This is a genomic window from Winogradskya humida, assembly GCF_016862215.1.
Classification (GTDB): domain Bacteria; phylum Actinomycetota; class Actinomycetes; order Mycobacteriales; family Micromonosporaceae; genus Actinoplanes; species Actinoplanes humidus.
Genome location: NZ_BOMN01000055.1, coordinates 1 through 17,261, shown reverse-complemented (window position 1 = coordinate 17,261; position 17,261 = coordinate 1). Strand labels below are relative to the sequence as shown.

The window sequence follows — 17,261 nt, the reverse complement described above, 5'->3', positions numbered from 1 at the left end:
GCCGGGGCGGGCGAAGTCGGGGCGGGCGTTGGGGCTGGCGGCGTTCGGGCTGGCGGCGTTCGGGCTGGCGGCGTTCGGGCTGGCGGCGTTCGGGCTGGCGGCGTTCGGGCTGGCGGGGCGGTTGCCCACGGCGATCACGCGGTGCCGGGGCGGGCGCGTCACGGTGGAGCCGATCAGCCGGCGGTTCGTCTCGCGGTTGCCGATCAGGGTGACGAGGTAGTTCAGCACCCGTTCGCCGGGGGTGCCCTCGGCCTGGACGCGCTTGCTGCCACGGGAACGGCTCGGGTCGCCGACGGTCGTGGTGTCGAACGGGATGGGCTGGGTGACGCGCTCCCTGCGTACCACCGTTTCCGGCCTGGCCGCCGCCGTTGTTACTCGCTGCCCGGCCGCCGGCTGGGCTTCCTGGCCCTCGGCCGCCGCGCCTTGCTGTTCGCGCACCTCAGCCTCTCCGGGCTCCTCGGCCCCTCCAGCCTGTTGGGCGGGATCCTCGGCCCCTCCGGCCTGTCGCGCGAACTCCTCAGCTCCTACGGCTTGCCCCTCAGCTCCCGCGGCTTGCCTCTCGGCCCCCGCAGCTTGTCCTTCGGCCCCTCCGGCTTGTCCCTCGGCTCCTCCGGCTTGTCCTTCGACCCCTCCGGCCTGTTGCGCGAGTATTCCGGCGGCGGCGATCGGTCCGGGGCCTGCGGGCGGCGTGGGCTGGCCTGTTGGCATGGGCTGGGCTGTTGTTCCGGCTGCCTGCTCCGACAGCGCGCGGGCGGCTCGAGCGGTCGATTCCTGCGCGGCGCGCTGAGCCGCGGCCTCCTGGGCCGGGTCGGCGCTGGTCAGCACGACGACTCCGCCGGCTGTGCCCGACAACAGCGCGACGACGGCGAGGGCCGCCGTGGCCATCCGGACCCCGAACGGCAGCCGAGCCCAGAGCGACTTCTGCGGCATTAAGAGCAGATGCTGCCAGGAGTCACTAGATGTCTGGTTTAGCACCACAGCATTGTGCGGGGGAACGCCTCCGGCACCAACATCGCGGCACCCGAACGGATGACCATAACCGGACTCACCGGTGGCCGAGATCCACCCGACCCGCCGTGCGGCTCCGCTTCGCCGGACGCCCTGACCGGGCCAGAATGCGGTCAACACATCGACAACACCCTGGAGGCACGGTGCGCAGAACGGTCAGCATCCTCGCTGCGGCAGTGATCGCCCTCGCCGGATCCGTCGCGGTCGGCGGCCCTGCTTCGGCCGCCACACCGTCGCTGCGTTTCCACGGCATCCAGTACGACTCGCCGGGCAAGGACACCCGCAGCAACGCGAGCCGCAACGCCGAATGGATCTCACTGGTCAACAGCGGGAAGAAGGCTGTGAACCTGAACGGCTACACGATCCGGGACGCGTCGAACCACGTCTACAAGTTCGGGAACGTCACCATCGCGGGGAAGGGTGGCCGGATCTGGCTGCACACCGGGAGCGGTACGAACACCGTGAAGAACCGCTACTGGGGCAGCGGGAACTACGTGTGGAACAACGACGGGGACAAGGCGACGCTCAAGAACAAATCAGGAAAGCAGCTCGACACGTGCTCGTACGCGTACAAGAAGAATCGGGTCTGGATCGGCTGCTGAGCGCGTACTGATAAAAAGCGGCCGCCGGGGGCACTCTGCCTGCCCCCGGCGGCCGCCGTTTTTATGCTCGACGTCAGGCGACGGGGTTGCGGACCGGCTCGAGGGCCTTGCTCCACGCGACGGTCTGGTCGAGGACGGTGGCCAGGGCGCCGGCCTGGTGCGCACCCGGGGTGAACTGGCTGTAGTTCACGAAGTCGGTCGCGAGCGACAGGGTCACCGCGGCGCGGACGTCGGCCATCATGAGCTCGCCGACGATGAGGCGCAGGCTCTCGACGGCGCGCGCGCCACCGACCGAGCCGTAACCGACGAAGCCGACGGCCTTGTTGTTCCACTCGGCGAACAGGAAGTCGATCGCGTTCTTCAGCGCGCCCGAGGTGGAGTGGTTGTACTCCGGGGTCACGATGATGTAGCCGTCGAACGACGCGATCTTCTCGGCCCACGCGAGGGTGTGCGGCTGCTGGTACTGCGCCATTGAGGCGGGGATGGCCTCGTCGAGGTGCGGGAGCTTGTAGTCGAGCAGGTCGACCAGCTCGAACTCGGCATCGGTGCGCTGGGAGGCGAGCTCCAGCACCCACTTGGCCACGGCCTCGCCGTTACGGCCCGGGCGGGTGCTGCCGATGATGATGCCGATCTTCGTCATGAGAACTCCGTCGCGACAGAAAGTAATTTGCTTCGTCAAGGAAATACCTCTCGCGGCAGAGGTGTCAAGGTCGTAGGATCTTTGTCATGTCCGCGGCACCCCTTACCGATCCGGCCCTCGACCCCGATCCGCTCCCTCCGTTGAGCGACGACGAGATGGCGGTCATGCGGGCGTTCGGGCGGCTGATGCTGGTCATGCCCCGGATGCTCGACACCGATCTCGAGCGGGACCAGCGCATGTCGCTGAGCGAATACTCCGTGTTGCGCCACCTCTCGGAGTCCGAGGGCGGCATCATGCGGATGAGCGAGCTCGCTGCCGCGTGTGACATGTCCCTGAGCGGCATGACCCGGCTCGCCGGCAAACTGGAGACGCTCGGCTACGTCCGGCGTAGCCCCTGTGTGACAGACGGCCGCGGCTCCAACGCGGTCCTCACCGACGCGGGCCTCGCCCGGCTCCAGGAAGCCTGGCCGGCCCATCTGTCCAGCGTGCGGCGCCGCATCTTCGACCACCTCGGCGACGTCGACCTCGTCGCGCTCGCCAAGGCCATGGAATCGATGGCCGGATGAACTCCCCTCGCATTCCGTTATAGACATACGATGCCTCCCATGGCACGAGCAGCGACGACAACAGACGCGTTCAACGCGGTGGCCGAGCCCCGGCGGCGGCAGATCCTCGACCTCCTGGCGGGCGGCGAGCGCCCGGTCAACGACCTCGTGGAACGACTCGGCCTGGCTCAGCCTCAGGTCTCCAAGCATCTGCGGGTGCTGCGCGAGGTCGACCTCGTGCACGTCCGCGACGAGGGCCGGCAACGGCTCTACCGGCTGAACGCCGAGCCCCTGAAACCGATCCACGACTGGCTCAGCGGCTACGAGCAGGCCTGGACCGACCGGCCCCCAGCCGAGCTGCCATGATCATCGAGTGACTGCCGACCGAGTAGCCCGGATCGCCACCGAAGTCCTGGCCCCGGCGGTCCTGGTGGCCCTCCTGCTCCTGGTGGTCGGCTGGCACGCCGGCGACACCCCCGGCGTGTCCCGCTGGTGGGGCCTGCCGGGAGCAGCGATCGCGGTCGGCATCCCGATGGCGTACATCCTCCGCGGCGTCCGAAAAGGTCACCTGACCAACCACCACATCCCCGAACGCGAACACCGCCGCGCACCCCTGCTCTTCGGCATCGCCTCGGTCACCCTCGGCCTGGCGGTGCTCTTCCTGCTCGGTGCACCCCGCGACGTCCTGGCCCTGCTGGGAGCGGGCGGCGCCGGCCTGCTCGTCTACACCGCGGTCACCCACTGGTGGAAGATGTCGATCCACGCGGGCGTCGCCGCCGGCACCGCGGCCACACTGATCGCCCTCTACGGCCCGATCGCCCTGCTCACGCTGCCGCTGGTCGCGCTCGCCTGCTGGTCCCGCATCCACCTCTCGGCCCACACCACAGCCCAGGTGGTCGCGGGAGCCCTGGTCGGCGCGGCCATCGCAGGCTCGGTCTTCCCCGCGCTGCGATAACCCCACCTCTGCTTCAATGTCCGGATGCCCAGCCACCCGGTCCCCCGCCGCAGCACCGGAGTGCTGATCGCCACGCTCGCAGCACCGCTGGTCGTGATCGTCCTCGCCACGGCGACGCTGCTCACACTGCACGCCATCCACCAGGATGCCCGCTGGACAACGGTCCCCAAGACCTGCCCGACCCTGGACGCGGCAACCGCCACCGCGCTGTCAATGACCACGACACCACTACCCGACGACAACGCCCGCGGCGCATTCGACAACACCAAGCACCGCAGCTGCTACTACCACCAGGGCGGCGACACCAACAACGGCCTGCAGGTGACCGTCGGCCTCTCGACCGGCGGAATCACGCACGGCTCCCACGCGGAAGCCGTGACCGCCATGCGGGACAACCCCCTGCCGGACCTCCAGGAGATCGGGCCCCAGAACGAGGAAAGCCAGCACTTCGGCATCCGCAACTCGTCCCACCTCGACCTGATCACGATCGTCGACAACGCCCAGATCTGGATCCAGTACTCCAGCCTCGACAAAATCCGCGACGTAACCCCCGAGCAGGCCGAAGCCCTCCGCCCCACCCTTCAGTCCATCACCGACCAGGCCGTCGCCAACCTCGGCTAAACCGCGACCGGCACGGGGGCCATGACCCGGCGACTGATCAGGATTGCCGCGAGGCCGAGCAGGGTGGTGAAGGCGAAAGGGCCGACGAACGGGGCGGCTGAGAACAGCAGGCCGGCGACCGCGAGTGAGGCGCTGCCGCCGACCGCGTCGGTGATGCTCTTGGCGCCGGTGTTGAAGCCTTCCTCGCCCGGTTTCGAATAGGCGAGCACGAGCGTGCTGATCCGCGGGAACAGCGTGCCCATCCCCGCTCCTGCAACAAGCCATCCGGCAGCGGCAACAAACGGCGACAGATGCAGGATGACCGTGACCAGTTCCACCGCCGCGCCGCTCGCCAGCAGGACCGCGCCGAGGCGGACGCTGGCTCCCGGGTCGACCCGATCAGCCAGCCGGGCCTGGATCGCGGACGCTCCCGCCCATGCCAGCGCGCCGGTTGTCAGCGTGATGCCGGAGAGCCAGGTCGGCAGCCCGTACCTCTCCTGGAGCAGTAACGGCAGGTAGACGTCCGTGCCGTAGTAGATCCCGGCTGCGACTCCAACCAGCAGGACGCTCGCCGGCAGCCCCGGTTTGGCCCGGTAGGTGCCCTTCGGCAACAGCCCCACCAGCGCAAACCCCGCAACCACCAGCACGATGGGGTACGAGCTGACCGCGACCACGCTCACCGCCACCACCACGGCACGGGCCAGCCGTCGCCAGTCCGCGGCGGCCATCGGCGTACGGTCCGCGGGTGGTTTGTCCCTGCCCCGCACGGACGGCAGCACCATGATCGTGGCGATCGCGACGAGCAGCACCACCCCGAGGAAGACCCAGTGCCAGCTCAGCGCCGTGGCGACCAGGCCGGCGACGAACGGGCCGACCATCGACGGGATGACCCACGCGCCGGCGAACGCGCCAAAGATCTTGATGTGCAGCTCGGTCGGGTAGACGGCCGCGACCAGCACGTACAGCGCGACGGTGTCCCCGCCCGCGCCGAGGCCCTGTAGGAACCGGCCCGCCACGAAGACCGGCATCGACGACGCGGTGCCGGCCACGATCAGGCCCGCGGCGAAGACGACGATCGAGACGAGCAGCGGGACCGTGGGGCCGCGCCGGTCCGCCCAGGAGCCGAACCCGACCATGCCGACCACACCGGCTGCGAGCGCCGCCGAGAACGCAACCGCGTACAGGTCGCGGCCGTTCAGATCGGCGGTGATCTGCGGCATCACGGTGGTGACGGCCATGGCCTCGAACGCGGCCAGGAAGACAAGACACCACGAGCCGACGGTGGTGAGCAGGAACGGGGGACGAAGGATCACCGCCGAACCCTAAAACTTAAACCCGGCTTGAGGTCAAAACCGCCGTCGCGCAGCCTTCCCGGCCAACGTCCCGGCAAAAGAAACAGCCCCCATACGTACGCCCAGAGCCCGGTAAGGATGCACGTGCCCGCCCCGCTCAAGCTGTCCCAACCACCGCCGCTCCAACCGCTTACGCCCCACAATGACCCCCACCGAAGCAGCAATCAGCAAGCCACCCACCACCAGCCGCTTCACGTCGACCGACGCTTCCTCGTCCGGCTCCAGCCCGCTGAGCTCACCCTCAACCTCGGCGACCCCTTCCTCCGCCGCTTCCTCCGCCTCGGGAAACGCCCAATCCCGAATCGAAGCAACCCCCGAAAGCCCCACCACCGAAGCAACCCGAACAGCCCGCCGCCTCCCGGGCGCCAACTCCCCAGCAGCAACCCACACCCCGGTCAGCACACCCTGCAAAGCAGCCGCCCCGACATCCCGCACATAACGCCGCATCGCCTCAGCCTCCATCCCCGGCAACATAGGCCCACGCGTCGACCTACAGCTCCACGCAAAACTCATTACCCTCAGGATCCAGCATCACCGTGATCCCGCTTTCGTCGTGCACGGCGAACACAGTCGCCCCCAGCGCCACCAGCCGGGCGACCTCTTCCTCAACCGTCCGCGGCGCCCGCAGATCGAAGTGCATGCGATTCTTGGCGACCTTGGACTCCGGTACCCGCTGAAACCACACGTTCGGGCCGCCCCACCCCGGAGCCTCCACAAACGCCTTAGCCTCGGTGGCGCCCTCATCCACTTCCCCACCAAGCGCCGCAGCCCAGAACCGAGCCACAACCAAGGCATCAACACAATCAAAGGTCACACTCTTCACGTACGCAGTCATGCCGCGAGTATCGCGCCCACCCAGCCCCGCGTCACCGACTGCTACGGTCCAAAAGTGACCGAGCGCATGCGCCCACCTCGTCCCGAGGGCTGGCACGCCGACGACCTCGACCACCTCCCCGACGCCCCGAGTCACATCGAGCTGATCGACGGCACACTCGTCTTCAGAACATCACCCCAGCGCCTGTGGCATGCCCGCATCGTCACCGCGCTGGAACGCGCCCTGACAAAACAATCCCCGCCCGGCATCGAGGCCGCCCGAGAGATAACCATCCGGCTCGACAAACGAAATCGCCTCGAGCCAGACGTTCTCGCCACAACAGCGCCCTACGACCCGGACCGCACTCTCTTGACGCCTGACCAGGTTCTCCTGGTCGTAGAGGTGGTTTCGCCGGAGTCCGCGCACCGCGATCGGACGGTTAAGCTCGTCAAGTACGCAGGTGCCGGCATCGCGCACTACTGGCGGGTCGAGGAAGAGGACGGCCTGCCGGTCGTACACGCCTACGAACTCGACGGTCCGACCCGGTCATACGCCCCAACCGAAATCCACCGCCACGAGCTACGCAGTTCCAAGCCCATTCCTGATCAGGATCAACTTGGACGGCCTGGTTCCTCACTGTTCGAGCTGAACCAGACCGAGCAACCCTGGTCCCGGTTACAGCGCGATGATCCGAGCCCGTTGTCCGCACAGCTTGGTCATGTCGTCAACGTCGGATGTCAAGACCACCACCGGGCCTGGCAGCCGCAATGCCAGTTCCGCAACCATGGAGTCGATGGCGTACTTGTGCCCGTGCAATCCCGCGGCCATCAGGAGACCGGCGCTGCGGCGGGCACTTTCCTTCGTCACTGGCTCTACCTGGATCCGGGACAAGAGCCAGGTCAGCCGTGGGACATTCACGCCATCATGCGTAACTTCGATAATCGTGGCGGCCGATATGGCGAGATCGGCTCCGTCACGCTCGGCCTGCTCGAGAAGCCGCATAACCCTGCGATCCTGGCCGATCCATGAAGAGAGGCCCTGCGAGTCGAGCACCAACGACTCGATGCTCACGCCGCGTGACCTAACTCCTCGGTTCCATAGAGAAGGGCTTGGGCTTCGGCCATCTCCTGATCGGTAAATGCGCCGAACTCATCTTGGTAGCGGTCCAGCTCCTCCCTGAGGAGCCTGCGCCGCTCGGCGCGCTCCGCCAAGGCAGCAAGGTAACCGGAGATGTTGTCGGTGTGCGTCTTCATGCTTTCCAGCAGCTCGACCGGTAGCGTGATCGTGACCTTCTTCGTCATGGCCATAACGCGACCATACCACGGTATTCCCGCCTTGGAGGGGCACCCGATCTGACCGGGTGGCGGTCAGACGTTGAAGCGGAATTCGACGACGTCGCCGTCTTTCATGATGTAGTCCTTGCCTTCGATGCGGACCTTGCCGGCGGCTTTGGCGGCGGACATGGAGCCGGCTGCCGTGAGGTCGTCGAAGCTGACGATTTCGGCCTTGATGAAGCCTCGCTGGAAGTCGGAGTGGATGACGCCGGCGGCTTCGGGGGCGGTGGCGCCGACGGGGACGGTCCAGGCTCGGGATTCTTTGGGGCCGGCGGTGAGGTAGGTCTGGAGGCCGAGGGTTTTGAAGCCGACCCGGATGAGCTGGTTGAGGCCCGGTTCGGTCTGGCCGGTGGATTCGAGGAGCTCCATCGCCTCGTCGTCGGGGAGGTCGATGAGCTCCGACTCGATTTTGGCGTCCATGAAGATGGCTTCGGCGGGGGCGACGAGGGCGCGCATCTCGTTGAGGAACGCTTCGTTGCCGAGCTCGGCTTCGTCGACGTTGAAGACGTAGATGAACGGCTTGATCGTGAGCAGGTGGAGCTCGGCGAGGAGTTCGAGGTCGATGCCGGCTGCGGCGGCGCCCGCGTAGAGCGTGGTGCCCTCGTCCAGCAGCTTGAATGCTGCCTCGGCGGCGGCCACGGCCGGGAGCTTGTCCTTCTTGAGCTTCGCTTCCTTCTGGAGGCGGGGCAGCGCCTTCTCGACCGTCTGCAGGTCGGCGAGGATCAGCTCGGTGTTGATGGTCTCGATGTCGTCACCGGGGGCGACCTTGCCGTCGACGTGCAGGACGTTGGGGTCGGAGAACGCGCGGACGACCTGGCAGATCGCGGACGCGTCGCGGATGTTGGCGAGGAACGCGTTGCCGCGGCCCTGGCCCTTCGACGCGCCGCGGACCAGGCCGGCGATGTCGACGAACGAGACCGGCGCGGGGAGGATCTTCTCGCTGCCGAACATCTCCGCGAGCGCGGTGAGCCGCTCGTCGGGCAGGCCCACGACACCGACGTTCGGCTCGATCGTCGCGAACGGGTAGTTCGCGGCGAGGACGTCGTTCTTGGTCAGGGCGTTGAACAGGGTGCTCTTGCCGACGTTGGGCAGGCCGACGATCCCGATGGTGAGGCTCACGACAAGTCAGTCTACGGGCGACGCGAAAAGGCGCGGCTGACGTACCTCCATGTCCGATTCCCGCCAGCTTCCAAGGACAGCAAGCGGCAGACTTGAGCACATGGAGCTGGACTTCGAGCGGTGTTACCGGGCCGTCGACAGCCGCGACCCGCGGTTCGACGGGTGGTTCTACACGGCTGTGCGGACGACCGGGATCTACTGCCGGCCGTCGTGTCCCGCCGTCACGCCGAAAGCGGAGAACGTCGAGTTCTTCCCCAGCTCCGCGGCAGCTCAGCGGGCCGGGTTCCGGGCCTGCCGGCGGTGCCGGCCGGATGCCGCGCCGGGGTCGCCCGAGTGGGATGTGCGGGCCGATGTCGTCGGGCGGGCCATGCGGCTCATCGGGGACGGTGTCGTCGATCGGGAGGGCGTGCCGGGGCTGGCCGGGCGGCTCGGGTACACCGACCGGCATCTGAACCGGATTCTCACGGCTGAGCTCGGGGCCGGGCCGCTCGCGCTGGCCCGGGCGCAGCGGGCGCAGACCGCGCGGGTGCTGATCGAGACGACCGACGTCGGGCTCGCCGAGATCGCTTTCGCGGCGGGTTTCGGCAGCGTGCGGCAGTTCAACGACACGATTCAGGAGGTGTACGCGCGCTCGCCCAGCCAGTTGCGCGAGCACCGGCCCGCGGCCGGTAAAGCGGAAGCGGGGACGATCACGTTGCGGCTCGCGTACAGGGCTCCGCTGAACTCGAAGGCGCTGCTCGAGTACTTCGCCGCACGGGCGCTGCCGGGGGTGGAGGAGTGCGACGTCTCGGCGTACCGAAGAGCATTGAATCTGCCGCACGGGAGCGCGACCGTCACGCTGAGCCCGGGTGATCGGTTTGTCTCCGCGACATTGCGCCTCGCTGACCTGCGGGATCTCGCACCTGCCGTGGCCCGGTGCCGGCGGCTGTTCGACCTCGACGCGGATCCGGTCGCCGTCGACGGCACGCTGGCTGCCGATCCCGCGCTCTCCGCGCAGATCAACACCGATCCGGGGGTACGCGTACCGCGTGCGGCCGACGGCCTCGAACTCGCCGTGCGCGCGATCGTGGGCCAGCAGGTGTCGGTGTCCGGCGCGCGTACGACGCTGACCAGGCTGCTCCCGCCGGTCAAGGACGGGGAGCTGCGCCCGTTCCCCACCGCGGAGGCGATCGCGGAGCTGCCCGACGAGGCGTTCCGGATGCCGGTCGCGCGGCGGGAGAGCGTACGCGCGCTGGCGGAAGCCGTCGCCGTCGGCAAGCTGACGCTGGACCCGGGCACCGACCGGGAGGAAGCCGTCGCCCGCCTGCTGGAGCTGCCCGGGATCGGGCCGTGGACGGCCGGCTACATCGCGATGCGCGCGATGGGCGACCCCGATGTGCTGCTCGAGACCGACCTGGCGGCCCGCCGTGGCGCGAAGGCGCTCGGACTGCCGCACACCCCCACCGCGCTACGGGCGCACGCCGAACGCTGGCGGCCGTGGCGCTCCTACGCTCTGATGCGACTCTGGAGGTCCGCCTGATGCTTTCCACGACCCTCGATACCCCCGCCGGTCCGTTCACCTATGTCGTCAGTGACGCCGGTGCGGTGCGGGCGTCCGGGTTCACCGCGGATGTCGACAAGCTGCTGCCGCTCGTACATGAAAAATTGCGGGAGGAAACGCGGCCGGGAGTCGATCCCGGAGCGGTCGGGGAGGCGGTCCGTGCGTATTTCGCCGGTGATCTCACCGCGATCGACGCGGTAACGGTCGAGCAGCACACTTCCGGGCCGTTCATGGCGCATGCCTGGCAGGTGATGCGCGACATCAAGCCGGGCGAGCCACTCACCTATCGCGGGTACGCCGAATTGGCGGGGCGACCGGCGGCGATCCGGGCCGCGGCAGCCGCTTGTGCCCGCAATGCGGTGGCGTTGTTCGTGCCGTGCCATCGGGTCCTCGGAACGGACGGCACGTTGCGCGGATATCGCTGGGGCGTCGACGTGAAGGCGGCGCTGCTGGCTCTAGAGGCGCGCGATCAGCAGCGCTGAGATCCAGAGGCAGCCGTAGTGCAGGGCCTGGTCGGCGACGTACATGCCGTTGACCGGGGTCTGCATGACAGCGAACGTCGGCGAGCCCAGCCGGGTGAGCAGGAAGCGGACCGGCCAGCGGCGGTCCAGGAACGCGTGGCTGATCGCCGAGAACCCGATTCCGGCGACCATTCCGCGAAGGGGAATGTCGATGCCGAGCCCGACGAACGCCACGAGCAGCATGCCGACCGCGACCACGTGATAGATGCCGACGTGCTGCGCCATGAAGACCCAGCCGTGCAACCCCGGATCGGCCTTGTGCGCGGCCTGCTTGTCCGATTGCAGCACATGGTCGCCGATTTGATGCGCCGCCATCAGCGTGGTCACGGAAACCACAAAGACGAGAACCGCATCCGGCATGAAGGCCCCCACCCATTCGCTGCCCGCCCCGGCTGCGGGCGGAGATGGAGAGTATCGCGGCGCCGGCACAATCCTGCTGGCAGACCGGCAATGACCGCTCTACTCTCGGCCACATGACTGATACGGGCAGGACCGCGCGCGCCGGTCTCCCCGAGCGACCGTCCCTGGACGGCCTCGAGGAGAAGTGGGCGAGCCGCTGGCAGGAGGAGGGCACGTATGCGTTCGACCGCTCCAAGGAGCGCGCCGACGTATACGCCATCGACACCCCTCCGCCCACCGTATCCGGCGAGCTGCACATGGGGCACGTCTTCTCCTACACGCACACCGACACGATCGCGCGCTTCCAGCGGATGCGTGGCAAGACCGTCTTCTACCCGATGGGCTGGGACGACAACGGCCTGCCCACCGAGCGCCGGGTGCAGAACGTCTACGGCGTCTACTGCGACCCGTCGCTGCCGTACGACCCGCAGTGGCAGGCACCCGCGACGCCGCCCAAGCCGGCCGTGGCCGTGTCCCGCCGCAACTTCGTCGAGCTGTGCAACGTCCTGACCGTCGAGGACGAGAAGGTGTTCGAGGCGCTGTGGCGGCGTCTCGGGCTGTCCGTCGACTGGGCGATGACCTACACGACGATCGGGGCGAAGTCCCAGGCCGTCTCGCAGCGCGCGTTTCTGGACAACCTCGCGCGCGGGGAGGCGTACACCTCTGAGGCTCCGACGCTCTGGGATGTGGGTTTCCGCACGGCGGTGGCGCAGGCCGAGATCGAGGACCGGGAGCGGCCGGGTGCGTACCATCGGCTGCGTTTCCATGGCCCGGACGGGCCGGTCGAGATCGACACGACCCGGCCCGAGCTGCTTCCCGCGTGCGTGGCGCTGGTCACGGCGCCGGGACACCCGCTGGTGGGCACGACCGTCCGCACGCCCTTCTTCGACGTCGAAGTCCCCGTGTACGCGCACCAGCTCGCCGATCCCGACAAGGGCACCGGCATCGCGATGGTCTGCACGTTCGGCGACCTGACCGACGTCATCTGGTGGCGTGACCTGCAGCTCGAGACGCGCGTGGTGCTCGGCCGCGACGGGCGTTTCCTCCCCGACCGCCCGGCCGGCGTGTCCGAGGCGTCCTACCGCGACTTCGCCGGGCTGACCGTCAACGCCGCCCGGCGCGAGATCGTCCGGATCCTCACCGAGACCGGCGACCTGCTCGGCGAGCCGCGCCCGATCCAGCACCCGGTCAAGTTCTACGAGCGCGGTGACTCCCCGCTGGAGATCGTCACCAGCCGGCAGTGGTTCATCCGCAACGGCGGCCGCGACCAGGGCCTGCGCGAGGAGCTGCTGCAGCGCGGCCGCGACCTGCGCTGGATCCCGGAGCACATGCGGCACCGCTACGACCACTGGGTCGGCGGGCTCACCGGCGACTGGCTGATCAGCCGCCAGCGGTTCTTCGGCGTGCCCGTCCCGGTGTGGTACCGGCTCGACGACGCTGGCGAGCCGGACTACGACAAGCTTCTCATACCGGACGTTTCTTCGCTGCCGGTCGACCCGTCCTCGCAGTGCCCTCCGGGCTTCGACGAGTCCCAGCGCGACGTCCCCGGCGGTTTCGCCGCCGACCCGGACGTCATGGACACCTGGGCAACGTCGTCGCTCACCCCGCAGATCGTCGGCGGCTGGGGCACCGACGAGGACCTGTTCAAGCGGGTCTTCCCGATGGACCTGCGCCCCCAGGGCCAGGAGATCATCCGCACCTGGCTGTTCTACTCGGTGGTCCGCGCTCACCTCGAACACGGCACGCTTCCCTGGTCGACCACGGTCCAGTCGGGCTGGATCCTCGACCCGGACCGCAAGAAGATGTCCAAGTCCAAGGGCAACGTCGTGACCCCGCTCGACCTGCTCGAGCAGAGCGGCTCCGACGCGGTGCGCTACTGGGCGGCGAACGGGCGCCCCGGCGCCGACCTGGCCTTCGACCCCGCGCAGATCAAGGTCGGGCGGCGGCTCGCGACGAAGCTGCTCAACGCGTCGAAGTTCGCGCTCGGCCTGGGTGCCGCGGAGGCGCTGCGGCAGCCGGTCACGGTCGCGCTCGACAAGGCGATGCTCGCCAGGCTCGCCACGGTCGTCACCGCGGCCACCGAGGCGTTCGACGCGTACGACCACACGACCGCGCTCACGACGACGGAGGCGTTCTTCTGGACGTTCTGCGACGACTACATCGAGCTGGTCAAGGACCGCGCCTACGCTTCGGGCCCCGAGGGTGACTCCGCCCGCGCGGCGCTCGCGGCCGGGCTCTCGGTGCTGCTGCGGTTGTTCGCGCCGTTCCTGCCGTACGCCACCGAGGAGATCTGGTCGTGGTGGCGCTACGGCTCGGTGCACCGCGCGACCTGGCCGACCACGTACGAGCTGACCCGGGTGGCCCCGGAGGGCGACGCGGCCCTGCTCGACCTGGCCGGCGACGCCCTGCGCCAGGTCCGCCGCGCCAAGTCGGACCGCAAACTGTCGATGAAGGCGGAGGTCCCGCTCGCCGAGGCCCTCGGCCCGGCCGCACTGCTCGAACGACTCGCCCTGGTCGAGCCCGACCTGCGCGCGGCCGGCCGCATCGGCAAACTCGACATGCTCCCGGACCGTACGCCCGAACTCGTCATCGCCTGCGCGTTCTGACCCGACCGCACGGCAGGTCCCGGTGTCCGACTTGGCCAACCGGGGCCTGCGCGGGGCGCGGACACGGCAGCATAGGGGGCATGTCGATCCCGCCGGAGGAGGTCGAGGCGCCCGCCGCCGACACGGTGCTGTTCCGTGCGTCGCCGTGGCGGACGTTCGGCGTGTTGTTCACGGTGTTGCTGATCGCTTACGTGGCGGTGTCACCGGTTGTGGCGCTGCTGCTCGGGGCGTCGATGGACCCGTGGTGGTCGACGCTGGCGCAGGCCGCGGTCATCGCGTTCCTGGCCGCCGGGGGTTATGCGCTGACCGCACGCTCGGCGCAGCGGACCTGGATCCGGGCCTCGTCGGGCGGGCTGGAGCTGGCCGCCGAGGGCAGCGACCCCGTGCTGCTGGCCTGGCCCGACATCGATCACGTCACGTGGCGCCGCGACGGCCTGCGCACCCTGCTCGACGTCACCCCGGTCGACCTGGACCGGGTGCACCCAGTCGCCGGCGCGGATGAGGGCTGGCCGGTGCTGCACGACGAACCCGACGGCTCGCCCGCGTTCACCGCCGACCTGACCCAGGTGTGGCCCGGCCCGCGCGCGCTGCGCAAAGAGCTCGCCCGGCACCTCCCCGACTGAGTTTCTCGGCGTGCCGATCCTCTTGTGGCTTACCGGGCGGAGTCGTCCTCGAACAGCTTCGGGGCGTGGGGTCTCGGGCGCGGCGGGCGGTCGTCCTCGAACAGCTCGGGGGCCTGGGGCTGGCGGGGCGCGACCTCGACCTGGGCGGGGATCGGCAGCTCGTCGTCCGAGACGCCCATCTCGGCGAGCTTGCGGGCGCTGACCAGCACGCGGGACTCGAGCGAACCCACAGCCTTGTTGTACGCCGTGACCGCCCCGCTCAGCGACGAGCCGAGCTTGCCCACGTGGTCGCCGAGCGTGGCCAGCCGCCCGTACAGCTCGCGGGCCAGGCTGTGAACCGCGACGGCGTTGCGGGCCAGCGCCTCCTGCCGCCAGGAATACGCCACCGTACGCAGCAGCGCGATCAGCGTCGCCGGGGTGGCCAGCACGACGTTGCGGGTGAAGGCGTGCTCCATCAGCGTCGGGTCGCGTTGCAGGGCGGCGTCGAGGAACGGGTCGGCCGGCACGAACAGCACCACGAAGTCGGGAGTCTGGTCGAACGCGGTCCAGTACGCCTTCGCGGACAACGCGTCGACGTGCCCGCGCAGGACCCGGGCATGCTGGTCGAGGTGACCGTCGCGGGTGCGCTCGTCACGGGCCTCCATCGCGGACAGGTACGAGTCGAACGGCGCCTTCGCGTCCACCACCACGGAACGGCCGCCGTGCAGCCGGACGAGCATGTCGGGGCGTACCCCCTGCTTGTCGGTGCTCGAAGTCACCTGCTCAGCAAAGTCACAGTGTTCGAGCAGACCCGCCGCCTCGACGATGCGGCGCAGCTGATGCTCACCCCATCGGCCACGCACCTGAGGCGCGCGCAGAGCAGCGACCAACTGCTTTGTCTCAGTACGCAGTTCGCCCGAGACCAGACCCATCGCACGCACCTGCTCGCGCAGCTCCGAATAGGCGTCGACGCGGTCCCGTTCCAGCTCGGCGACCCGCTGCTCATAGTGGCGCAACACCTCGTGGAGCGGCGCGATCGCCCGCGCGACCGCCTCCTGGGACTGCGCGGTGGACTCATAGGAGAGCGCCCGCATGGACTGCTCCAGCCGCTGCTCACCGTCGCGACCGGCCTGGACCGTCGCCTCCAGCCGGGCGATGTCGGCAGCGGCGCGCAGCCGGGCGGCCAGCCACCCCAGCGCCGCACCCACCGCCAAGCACAGGATCACCACAGCGAGCGTCGAGAACGTCACGGTGCGAGCTTGCCAGAGGGGTACGACTTTCCCGGCACGGGTACCGTTCGATACATGAAGGCGTTTCTGCTGCTGGTATTCATCCTGATCGTGGTCGGTCTCGTCGTGGTCTGGCGCCGGGGCAGCGCCGCCCGCGAGCAGCGGCAGCTCGACGACGCCCGCGCCGAGGCCCAGCGCTGGTACGAACGGCTCGGCGGCCAGGTCCTCAACCTGCACGGCGACGACCCGGCGGCCCGGCAGGCACTGTCCGACGCCGGTGAGCGCTACAACGCCGCCGGCGGCCAGCTCCAGCAGGCCAAGACCGTCAAGCAGTTCGAGCTCGCCCGCGAGTCCGCACTCGAGGGTCTCGCCTACGTCCGCGCCGCCCGCACCGCGATGGGCATCGACCCCGGCCCCGAGCTGCCCCCGCTGAGCAGCTCCCGCGGCGCCGGCCAGCTCACCACCGAGCGCGAGGTCACCGTCGAGGGCCACCAGTACAGGGCCGGCCCGCAGCCCGGCGCCGAAACGCCCTACTACTACCCCGGCGGTCGCGTGCAGGGCCGCCCGGTGCCCTCCGGCTGGTATTCCACGCCCGTCTGGAAGACCGCCCTCGGCGCCGGTGCCGGCGTCCTCGGCGGCATGCTGATCTTCGACGCGCTCCTCTCCCCCGGCTTCGGCGACGTCGGCTATGGCGACGGCTACCAGGACGGCTTCCAGGACGCCTCGGGTGACTTCAACGGCGGCGGCGATCAGGGCGGCGTCGACCAGGCCGGCGACTTCAGCGGCGGCGGCGGTGGCGGCGACTTCGGTGGTGGCGGCGGCGACTGGGGCGGGGGCGGCGGGGACTTCGGCGGGGGCGACTTCGGCGGCGGAGACTTCTAGGTCCCCTGAGTCGATAGTTTCCTGTCTCCGGCCGCAGGGCTAGATGTTGCGCTGGACAGCGGGATGCGACAACTTTCTGCGGTGTTGTTCGTCAAGTCCGGCCAATCGTGTCTGACGGCAAAACATATTGTTTCCTCGCCAGACGCGATTGGCCCACGCTTGACACGTAACGCCGCAGAAGGTTGCGGCAGTGCCGGGTTCAGCGCAACTTCGTGCCCCATGCCAGATCTTGCTGCTCTCGCCAGCTACTGAAATGAATCAAAGGCTCACGGCCACTGGAACGCCGGCACGAACAGACAAGAGCGCCGCCGAGAACAACCTCGGCGGCGCTTCTGCGTTCAGGGCATCCGCGGTCGACGAACACACCAAGCCAAGACCCGGCCAGACGCAGACCGGGCCACGCCAGGCTGCCCGGTCAGGCGCGGGCGGGCGCGGGCGCGGTCAGGCGCGGGCGCGGGCGGGCGCGGGCGCGGTCAGGCGCGGGCGCGGTCAGGCGCGGGCGCGGTCAGGCGC

20 protein-coding genes are annotated in these 17,261 nt (G+C 69.2%); 11 read left to right on the top strand and 9 right to left on the bottom strand.

What is annotated here, in order from left to right:
* Nucleotides 1–930, bottom strand: a 930-nt coding sequence (locus Ahu01nite_RS21555; RefSeq protein WP_203838387.1) for a G5 domain-containing protein, incomplete at its 3' end; no start/stop codon positions are given.
* 221 nt (nucleotides 931–1,151) lie between these two features.
* Between Ahu01nite_RS21555 and Ahu01nite_RS21550 the strand changes: the two genes are divergently transcribed.
* Nucleotides 1,152–1,610, top strand: a complete 459-nt coding sequence (locus Ahu01nite_RS21550; protein ID WP_203838386.1) for a lamin tail domain-containing protein — start codon at nucleotides 1,152–1,154, stop codon at nucleotides 1,608–1,610.
* A 73-nt stretch (nucleotides 1,611–1,683) separates the two neighbouring features.
* Here Ahu01nite_RS21550 and Ahu01nite_RS21545 read toward each other — a convergent pair whose 3' ends face one another.
* On the bottom strand, nucleotides 1,684–2,250 hold the full coding sequence (locus Ahu01nite_RS21545) for an NADPH-dependent FMN reductase (protein WP_203838385.1): 567 nt from the start codon (nucleotides 2,248–2,250) through the stop codon (nucleotides 1,684–1,686).
* Between the two features lie 86 nt (nucleotides 2,251–2,336).
* Here Ahu01nite_RS21545 and Ahu01nite_RS21540 point away from each other — a divergent pair, with 86 nt between their 5' ends.
* Genes Ahu01nite_RS21540 through Ahu01nite_RS21525 form a run of 4 tightly spaced genes read left to right on the top strand, consistent with a single transcriptional unit; the run spans nucleotide 2,337 to nucleotide 4,371 of the window.
* Entirely contained in the window at nucleotides 2,337–2,816 is a 480-nt protein-coding gene (locus Ahu01nite_RS21540; RefSeq protein WP_239159033.1) for a MarR family winged helix-turn-helix transcriptional regulator, read from the top strand.
* A gap of 39 nt (nucleotides 2,817–2,855) precedes the next feature.
* A complete protein-coding gene (locus Ahu01nite_RS21535) occupies nucleotides 2,856–3,161 on the top strand; it encodes an ArsR/SmtB family transcription factor (protein ID WP_203838384.1) in 306 nt (101 codons plus the stop codon).
* Nucleotides 3,162–3,168: 7 nt separating this feature from the next.
* Nucleotides 3,169–3,750, top strand: coding sequence for a phosphatase PAP2 family protein (locus tag Ahu01nite_RS21530; RefSeq protein WP_203838383.1), 582 nt, complete (start codon nucleotides 3,169–3,171; stop codon nucleotides 3,748–3,750).
* A 24-nt stretch (nucleotides 3,751–3,774) separates the two neighbouring features.
* Nucleotides 3,775–4,371, top strand: a complete 597-nt coding sequence (locus Ahu01nite_RS21525; protein WP_203838382.1) for a hypothetical protein — start codon at nucleotides 3,775–3,777, stop codon at nucleotides 4,369–4,371.
* On the opposite strand, the gene Ahu01nite_RS21520 is transcribed toward Ahu01nite_RS21525, so the two are convergent.
* Genes Ahu01nite_RS21520 through Ahu01nite_RS21510 form a run of 3 tightly spaced genes read right to left on the bottom strand, consistent with a single transcriptional unit; the run spans nucleotide 4,368 to nucleotide 6,537 of the window.
* Entirely contained in the window at nucleotides 4,368–5,663 is a 1,296-nt protein-coding gene (locus Ahu01nite_RS21520) for an MFS transporter (RefSeq protein ID WP_203838381.1), read from the bottom strand. The two genes, Ahu01nite_RS21525 and Ahu01nite_RS21520, sit on opposite strands and share 4 nt — an antisense overlap.
* 33 nt (nucleotides 5,664–5,696) lie before the next feature.
* Entirely contained in the window at nucleotides 5,697–6,164 is a 468-nt protein-coding gene (locus tag Ahu01nite_RS21515; protein WP_203838380.1) for a hypothetical protein, read from the bottom strand.
* 28 nt (nucleotides 6,165–6,192) lie between these two features.
* Nucleotides 6,193–6,537 carry a VOC family protein gene (locus Ahu01nite_RS21510; protein ID WP_203838379.1) on the bottom strand — a complete coding sequence of 115 codons (345 nt, stop codon included), beginning with the start codon at nucleotides 6,535–6,537 and terminating at the stop codon, nucleotides 6,193–6,195.
* 54 nt (nucleotides 6,538–6,591) lie between these two features.
* On the opposite strand from Ahu01nite_RS21510, the gene Ahu01nite_RS50520 reads away from it, so the two are divergent.
* Nucleotides 6,592–7,545 carry a Uma2 family endonuclease gene (locus tag Ahu01nite_RS50520; RefSeq protein WP_239159032.1) on the top strand — a complete coding sequence of 318 codons (954 nt, stop codon included), beginning with the start codon at nucleotides 6,592–6,594 and terminating at the stop codon, nucleotides 7,543–7,545.
* Between the two features lie 38 nt (nucleotides 7,546–7,583).
* On the opposite strand, the gene Ahu01nite_RS21495 is transcribed toward Ahu01nite_RS50520, so the two are convergent.
* Nucleotides 7,584–7,823, bottom strand: a complete 240-nt coding sequence (locus Ahu01nite_RS21495; RefSeq protein ID WP_203838377.1) for a hypothetical protein — start codon at nucleotides 7,821–7,823, stop codon at nucleotides 7,584–7,586.
* Nucleotides 7,824–7,883: 60 nt separating this feature from the next.
* Nucleotides 7,884–8,969, bottom strand: coding sequence for a redox-regulated ATPase YchF (gene ychF / locus Ahu01nite_RS21490; RefSeq protein WP_203838376.1), 1,086 nt, complete (start codon nucleotides 8,967–8,969; stop codon nucleotides 7,884–7,886).
* A gap of 100 nt (nucleotides 8,970–9,069) precedes the next feature.
* On the opposite strand from ychF, the gene Ahu01nite_RS21485 reads away from it, so the two are divergent.
* Nucleotides 9,070–10,488 (top strand): DNA-3-methyladenine glycosylase 2 family protein, encoded by a 1,419-nt coding sequence (locus tag Ahu01nite_RS21485; protein ID WP_203838375.1) that lies wholly within the window; start codon nucleotides 9,070–9,072, stop codon nucleotides 10,486–10,488.
* Nucleotides 10,488–10,991, top strand: coding sequence for a methylated-DNA--[protein]-cysteine S-methyltransferase (locus Ahu01nite_RS21480; RefSeq protein ID WP_203838374.1), 504 nt, complete (start codon nucleotides 10,488–10,490; stop codon nucleotides 10,989–10,991). The genes Ahu01nite_RS21485 and Ahu01nite_RS21480 overlap by 1 nt, the downstream gene beginning before the upstream one ends.
* On the opposite strand, the gene Ahu01nite_RS21475 is transcribed toward Ahu01nite_RS21480, so the two are convergent.
* Entirely contained in the window at nucleotides 10,965–11,390 is a 426-nt protein-coding gene (locus Ahu01nite_RS21475; RefSeq protein ID WP_203838373.1) for a DUF3307 domain-containing protein, read from the bottom strand. The two genes, Ahu01nite_RS21480 and Ahu01nite_RS21475, sit on opposite strands and share 27 nt — an antisense overlap.
* Nucleotides 11,391–11,503: 113 nt before the next feature.
* On the opposite strand from Ahu01nite_RS21475, the gene valS reads away from it, so the two are divergent.
* Complete coding sequence (valS, locus tag Ahu01nite_RS21470) at nucleotides 11,504–14,035, top strand: valine--tRNA ligase (RefSeq protein WP_203838372.1); 2,532 nt, start codon at nucleotides 11,504–11,506, stop codon at nucleotides 14,033–14,035.
* A gap of 80 nt (nucleotides 14,036–14,115) precedes the next feature.
* Complete coding sequence (locus Ahu01nite_RS21465; RefSeq protein ID WP_203838371.1) at nucleotides 14,116–14,658, top strand: hypothetical protein; 543 nt, start codon at nucleotides 14,116–14,118, stop codon at nucleotides 14,656–14,658.
* Between the two features lie 29 nt (nucleotides 14,659–14,687).
* Here Ahu01nite_RS21465 and Ahu01nite_RS21460 read toward each other — a convergent pair whose 3' ends face one another.
* A complete protein-coding gene (locus Ahu01nite_RS21460) occupies nucleotides 14,688–15,887 on the bottom strand; it encodes a DNA recombination protein RmuC (RefSeq protein WP_203838370.1) in 1,200 nt (399 codons plus the stop codon).
* A gap of 54 nt (nucleotides 15,888–15,941) precedes the next feature.
* Between Ahu01nite_RS21460 and Ahu01nite_RS21455 the strand changes: the two genes are divergently transcribed.
* Nucleotides 15,942–16,748, top strand: a complete 807-nt coding sequence (locus Ahu01nite_RS21455) for a hypothetical protein (RefSeq protein ID WP_203838369.1) — start codon at nucleotides 15,942–15,944, stop codon at nucleotides 16,746–16,748.
* Nucleotides 16,749–17,261: the final 513 nt, after the last annotated feature.

Bases quoted from the DNA above. Each gene is read 5' to 3' on its own strand.
- Ahu01nite_RS21535 (WP_203838384.1), top strand. From the start codon at position 2,856: ATGGCACGAGCAGCGACGACAACAGACGCGTTCAACGCGGTGGCCGAG.
- Ahu01nite_RS21465 (WP_203838371.1), top strand. From the start codon at position 14,116: ATGTCGATCCCGCCGGAGGAGGTCGAGGCGCCCGCCGCCGACACGGTG.
- Ahu01nite_RS21510 (WP_203838379.1), bottom strand. From the start codon at position 6,537: ATGACTGCGTACGTGAAGAGTGTGACCTTTGATTGTGTTGATGCCTTG.
- Ahu01nite_RS21475 (WP_203838373.1), bottom strand. From the start codon at position 11,390: ATGCCGGATGCGGTTCTCGTCTTTGTGGTTTCCGTGACCACGCTGATG.
- Ahu01nite_RS21485 (WP_203838375.1), top strand. From the start codon at position 9,070: ATGGAGCTGGACTTCGAGCGGTGTTACCGGGCCGTCGACAGCCGCGAC.
- Ahu01nite_RS21540 (WP_239159033.1), top strand. From the start codon at position 2,337: ATGTCCGCGGCACCCCTTACCGATCCGGCCCTCGACCCCGATCCGCTC.
- Ahu01nite_RS21545 (WP_203838385.1), bottom strand. From the start codon at position 2,250: ATGACGAAGATCGGCATCATCATCGGCAGCACCCGCCCGGGCCGTAAC.
- Ahu01nite_RS21525 (WP_203838382.1), top strand. From the start codon at position 3,775: ATGCCCAGCCACCCGGTCCCCCGCCGCAGCACCGGAGTGCTGATCGCC.
- Ahu01nite_RS21515 (WP_203838380.1), bottom strand. From the start codon at position 6,164: ATGGAGGCTGAGGCGATGCGGCGTTATGTGCGGGATGTCGGGGCGGCT.
- Ahu01nite_RS21495 (WP_203838377.1), bottom strand. From the start codon at position 7,823: ATGGCCATGACGAAGAAGGTCACGATCACGCTACCGGTCGAGCTGCTG.
- Ahu01nite_RS21480 (WP_203838374.1), top strand. From the start codon at position 10,488: ATGCTTTCCACGACCCTCGATACCCCCGCCGGTCCGTTCACCTATGTC.
- Ahu01nite_RS21455 (WP_203838369.1), top strand. From the start codon at position 15,942: ATGAAGGCGTTTCTGCTGCTGGTATTCATCCTGATCGTGGTCGGTCTC.
- valS (WP_203838372.1), top strand. From the start codon at position 11,504: ATGACTGATACGGGCAGGACCGCGCGCGCCGGTCTCCCCGAGCGACCG.